The sequence below is a fragment of the Alteromonas sp. KUL42 genome (assembly GCF_006538325.1).
Classification (GTDB): Bacteria; Pseudomonadota; Gammaproteobacteria; order Enterobacterales; family Alteromonadaceae; genus Alteromonas.
Genome location: NZ_BJKK01000035.1, coordinates 1 through 5,260 on the forward strand (window position 1 = coordinate 1; position 5,260 = coordinate 5,260).

General features: G+C 40.5%; 5 protein-coding genes. 4 read left to right on the forward strand and 1 reads right to left on the reverse strand.

Annotated elements, in window-relative coordinates; all coding sequences use genetic code 11:
• On the forward strand, positions 1-942 hold a 942-nt coding region (locus EYR97_RS21690), incomplete at its 5' end, for a GGDEF domain-containing protein (protein ID WP_131095842.1).
• 182 nt (positions 943-1,124) lie between these two features.
• On the opposite strand, the gene fghA is transcribed toward EYR97_RS21690, so the two are convergent.
• Positions 1,125-1,967, reverse strand: coding sequence for an S-formylglutathione hydrolase (fghA, locus tag EYR97_RS21695; RefSeq protein ID WP_131095843.1), 843 nt, complete (start codon positions 1,965-1,967; stop codon positions 1,125-1,127).
• Positions 1,968-2,081: 114 nt separating this feature from the next.
• Here fghA and EYR97_RS21700 point away from each other — a divergent pair, with 114 nt between their 5' ends.
• Genes EYR97_RS21700 through EYR97_RS21710 form a run of 3 tightly spaced genes read left to right on the forward strand, consistent with a single transcriptional unit; the run spans position 2,082 to position 5,227 of the window.
• Complete coding sequence (locus EYR97_RS21700; protein ID WP_131095844.1) at positions 2,082-2,996, forward strand: acyltransferase; 915 nt, start codon at positions 2,082-2,084, stop codon at positions 2,994-2,996.
• Positions 2,993-3,886: an acyltransferase gene (locus tag EYR97_RS21705; RefSeq protein WP_131095845.1), complete on the forward strand. Its 894-nt coding sequence runs from the start codon at positions 2,993-2,995 to the stop codon at positions 3,884-3,886. The genes EYR97_RS21700 and EYR97_RS21705 overlap by 4 nt, the downstream gene beginning before the upstream one ends.
• 3 nt (positions 3,887-3,889) lie before the next feature.
• Positions 3,890-5,227 carry a mechanosensitive ion channel family protein gene (locus EYR97_RS21710; protein ID WP_131095846.1) on the forward strand — a complete coding sequence of 446 codons (1,338 nt, stop codon included), beginning with the start codon at positions 3,890-3,892 and terminating at the stop codon, positions 5,225-5,227.
• Positions 5,228-5,260 lie beyond the last annotated feature (33 nt).

Sequence of the window (5,260 nt, forward strand, 5' to 3'; positions counted from 1 at the left end):
GGTGAAACAAATAAATTAATGCTGTCTTCACTTTCTGTTGGAAACCACACTTTGTTAATTTCCCATGATTTATCTTACTCACCATCTCGTACTAGTGAGTTTACTGTCTACATCGAAGTTCTGCCACCGGTCTGGAGAAGTAGTCTTGCATATTTTTTATATGCTTTACTAATATTATCCTCTTTGTTTTTCTACGTAGCTTATAAATCAAAAGTAAGAAAGCGAGTAATTGCATATCAAAACAAACTTGAAAACACGGTAAAAGCAAGAACTTTAGAATTAGAAAAAATGGTTGAAGAGTTAAATGAACTGAAATCTTATGCTGAATTAAAAAGTAATACAGATCACTTAACCGGCTTGGCCAATAGACGGCATTTTAATACTTATTTAAAGAAACTATTAACCAAACAAAACGGAAAAGACCATTTAGACGCCTCGAAGTTAGTTGCCATTATCATTTTAGATATAGATTTCTTTAAGAAGATCAATGATACATTTGGTCATGAAATAGGGGACCGTGTAATTGTTAGTGTTGCAAACGGTATCAGAAGTATTGTTAGAGATAATGATATTGCTGTTAGGTGGGGAGGAGAAGAGTTTCTAGTCGTTGCAAATGTAAATAATATTAACGACGTAAGCGCTTTAGGTAAACGAGTTATAGAAAGCATTAATGGCCAATTAGAAGGATACAAATCTTCGTTGGGTAAAACCATTAGCTGTTCAGCTGGAAGTTTTTATTGGCCAGTTAGAAACTCTACACCACAAGAATGGTCATTTGATGACTCTTTCAAGCTTGCTGATTTTGCGTTGCTATACGCAAAAGAAAACGGAAGAAATAATTTTACATGCGCTAAAGAAGGCAGTGTCCCTCTCCATTCAGTTGAAGATGTACATCTAGATGCTCTTATAGATGAGAATAAGATTATAGTTGAGCGAATATAAGCTAGTACACTTCAGTCGAAAGAGTAAACACCAAAGTACGTTGTACTTGACTCTACACTTTTTTGATTATTTCAAGCGAGTTTTTGGACATGCACTTGGCGCGTAGCTTGTATTTTCCACACTAAGCGCATAATGAAGTCAAATGAGATGAAACTCGCTTGAATGGGCCTTTCAGCTAACAATTATAATATACCCATGTGACCTGCGTGGAACTCAAGGTGTTCGTCAATAAATGATGCAATGAAATAGTAACTATGATCGTACCCTTCGTGCATATTCAAGGTAAGTTGAGTTTCAGACTGCTGTGCTGCATGCACCAAAGACTGTGGTTTCAATTGCGCTTGAAGGAACTCGTCTTTAGTACCTTGCTCAACCAACATGGGAATGTAATGTGTTTTGCTGCCCAGTAGAATAGAAGCGTCATAGTCTTTCCATGTGTCTTGGTCACTACCCAAATAGTTACCCAGCGCTTTTTGGCCCCAAGGGCAATCACTCGGATTAGCTATCGGGCTAAATGCAGACACAGAAACATATTTGTTAGGATTGCGCATGCCGATAACCAACGCACCATGTCCGCCCATTGAATGACCACTGATAGCCTTTTCTTTGGTAACTGGAAACTCACTTTCAATTAACGCTGGCAGCTCCTCGGTGATATAGCTATACATTTTATAATGCTTGTCCCAAGGCGATTGCGTGGCATCTACGTAAAAGCCCGCGCCCAAACCAAAATCATAAGCACTATTTTCATCATCTGGCACTTCTTCACCACGAGGAGATGTATCGGGAGCAACAATAGCCATGCCCAATTCTGCTGCTAGTTTCATAGCACCAGCTTTTTGCATAAAGTTCTGATCAGTACAGGTTAAACCTGATAACCAGTACAACACAGGCACCGGTTTTTCTTTCGACGCAAATGGCGGAAGGAAAATCGCGAATGTCATATCACATTGGGTGGTTTTCGCCTGATGAGTATAACGAAGGTGTCTACCTCCAAATGCCCTATTTTCGCCAATTAGTTCCATTTCAGCTCCTTTTATTCGTAAATTTGCACCTTTATCAAGGATATCAGTAAAGGCTCTATCGGATTTTATATCAAGTTCGTTTACACTAAGCGCCTAATTTTTGAGGTAAGTACAATGGTTAAAGCACTATTGCATCATATTGTTGGCACTATTTCCGTCATCGTATACTTTTTGAATACTGTATTATGGGCCACCCCCATAATACTTCTGTCCGTGTTTAAGCTAATTCCCATACCTGCGTGGCGACGCTTTGTGTCATATTTTCTCGACGCCTGTGCAACCGCGTGGATCAGCGTTAATAATTTAAATCAACGCATTAGTGGTGGTACGAAATGGCAAGTGAATGGCTTAGACCAACTTACCGCCGATGACTGGTACTTAGTCATTGCTAATCACCAATCTTGGGTCGACATATTGGTTTTACAACGCGTGTTTAACCGTAAAATTCCTTTTTTGAAGTTTTTTCTAAAAAAAGAGCTTATCTATGTACCTATTCTTGGGCTTGCCTGGTGGGCCCTTGACTTCCCATTTATGCGTCGTTACGCAAAGTCGTTCTTGGCCAAAAATCCTCATTTAAAAGGCAAAGACATGGAAACCACGCGCAAAGCATGTGAAAAATTTAGAACTAAGCCAGTTAGTATCATGAACTTTGTTGAAGGCACTCGCTTTACCCAAGCGAAACACGAACGACAAGCCTCTCCATTTACGCATTTGCTAAAACCTAAATCAGGCGGCATTGCGTTTGTTCTGTCTGCCATGGGCGAGCAATTGCACAAACTTATTGACGTTACGATTGACTACCCAGAAGGTGTACCTTCATTTTGGGACTTTGTCAGCGGGAAAGTACGAAATATTCGCGTAAATATTGATGTCATGCCGATTAAAGACATTATGGAAAAAGGAATTTTTAATGATAACTACTTTGACGACCCACAAGTACGTGCCCGCTTTCAAACCTGGCTAAACGAGCGCTGGCTGGCAAAAGACACCCTATTAGATTCACTTAACGCAACACAGAAACCATTATGATCCGAGTAGTACTGGCGCCATTTATTTTCCTTGTTCACACCATCCTTCAGATTTTAAATTTAGCCTTGTGGGGCGGTCTTATTATTGTACTTGGCTTGGTCAAACTTTTGTTGCCCAATGGTGCCGTTAAGACAACTTGGAACAAGGTAATGCACGCCTTGATGTTCAGTTTTGGGCGTGTCAGTGTGCTACTTATTCGCCTTTTCAATAAGGTGGATATTGAATGTGCTGTGCATGGCGAGCTTGCAAAAGACCGTTGGTATCTTATTATCGCCAATCATTTGAGCTACCTAGATATTATTCTACTTATAGAATTTGCCACACATCGTATTCCGGCGCCTAAGTTCTTTCTAAAGAAAGAGCTCATTTGGCTGCCATTTGTGGGCCTTGGTGCATGGGCACTCGATATGCCCTTTATGCATCGATATACACGAGCGTATTTAGAAAAACACCCTGAAAAGAAAGGCAAAGATTTAGAAACCACAAAAGCATACTGCGAGAAATTCAGAACCGTACCTACCACGGTTATCAACTTCGTTGAAGGTACCCGTTTCACCACGCAAAAGCATATGGCCAAGCAAAGCCCTTATCAAAACCTTTTACCACCAAAAGCGGGCGGAGTTTCGTTCACTTTGGCTGCAATGGGCGAGCTATTTACTAACGTTTTAGACATCTCATTACTTTACCCTGAAAACACACGCCACCCGATGATGGCCATGTTAAGCGGTCAAATGACCAAAATAGTGATTGATGTTAACGTAACGCCTATTCCCGAACTACAACAACAATCAGAGCGCACAGAATCTGAGTTTCGTCTCTATTTTCAAAATTGGTTAAATGATTTGTGGAAGAATAAAGACGCTCGAATTAAAAAACTGTTGGAGTCGTAATTAATGGAAATGAGTACGTCGATAAGAGATAGATTCACCCAGCTTGTACAGGAGTTATTGCCAAGCCTTGCTCCTGAAGACCCCTTGTACAATGTAATCGCACTCAGTTCTATATTGGCGTTCTCTGCTGTAGTGTATATTTTTGCACGAATTCTTATCCGCCCTCAAATAGCGCGCTTTGTTAGTAAATCCAACAACCAATGGGACAACGCGCTTCAAGACCACGGTTTTTTTAGACGCTTAACACACTTAGTCCCTGCCCTTCTAATTTACACTACTACGCCAATTCTCATTGGTGATGAAGCAGTCATGCACGGCATAGTAATAAAGTGCGTCCAGCTATACATGCTATATACAGCATTGCTCGCACTTTATGCCTTGTTAAGCACTATAGAAGATGTCTACAACGCCTCAGCGCTTGCCAAGCGGGCTCCAATAACAGGGTTTATTCAGGTCACGAAGCTCGCTTTTGCCATAATTACGATATTGTTAAGTATCTCGTTAATTGTAAACAAGAGCCCTCTGCTCATAGTTTCGGGTTTAACCGCCATTGCTGCGGTACTGTTGTTAATTTTCAGAGATACCATTTTAGGCTTTGTTGCAGGCATTCAAATTGCCGCTAATCGCATGTTCAATACGGGCGATTGGATAGCGATGCCAAAGTATGAAGTAGACGGCGAAATTTTAGAGATAGGCTTAACAAATGTAAAAGTTCAAAACTGGGATAAGACAATTTCTACGTTGCCCACGTACAGTTTAACGACAGAAGCAGTTAAAAACTGGCGAGGAATGCAAGAATCTGGCGGACGCAGAATAAAGCGTGCTATTTATATCGACATTCATTCTGTCGCACTTTGCAATAATGAAACGCTAGAACGTTTTTCAAAAGTACGCTACATCAACGACTATATCGAAAAGAAGAAAGATGAGTTACGCACTTATCACAAAGACTACGATATTGATGAGTCTGATTTACTCAACAGCAGACGTCTAACTAACATAGGTACATTTAGGGCTTATTTAGAAGCCTACCTGCGTAAGCACCCAAATATCAACCAAGATATGACACTAATGGTTAGGCAACTGCCTCCCACTGAATTAGGGTTACCCTTAGAGATCTATTGTTTTAGTGCTCAGAAAGAATGGGTGGCTTATGAAAAAGTACAAGCCGATATCTTTGACCATGTAATGGCTATGCTTTCGCTATTTGATTTACGAGCGTATCAACGTGATGGACATTTGTCGCTGTTAAACCAAAGAGAGCAAAGTGTTTTTAACGCAAGTACAACGAATAAACATTCTGAAACTGACGCTAAAAGCGACAACGGCAACGAACAGTAATATGAATGAAAGGACACAAAAAAAACCGCGCAG

Excerpts from the sequence above, each read along its gene's own strand:
- fghA (WP_131095843.1), bottom strand. The coding sequence starts at position 1,967 with ATGGAACTAATTGGCGAAAATAGGGCATTTGGAGGTAGACACCTTCGT.
- EYR97_RS21700 (WP_131095844.1), top strand. The coding sequence starts at position 2,082 with ATGGTTAAAGCACTATTGCATCATATTGTTGGCACTATTTCCGTCATC.
- EYR97_RS21705 (WP_131095845.1), top strand. The coding sequence starts at position 2,993 with ATGATCCGAGTAGTACTGGCGCCATTTATTTTCCTTGTTCACACCATC.
- EYR97_RS21710 (WP_131095846.1), top strand. The coding sequence starts at position 3,890 with ATGGAAATGAGTACGTCGATAAGAGATAGATTCACCCAGCTTGTACAG.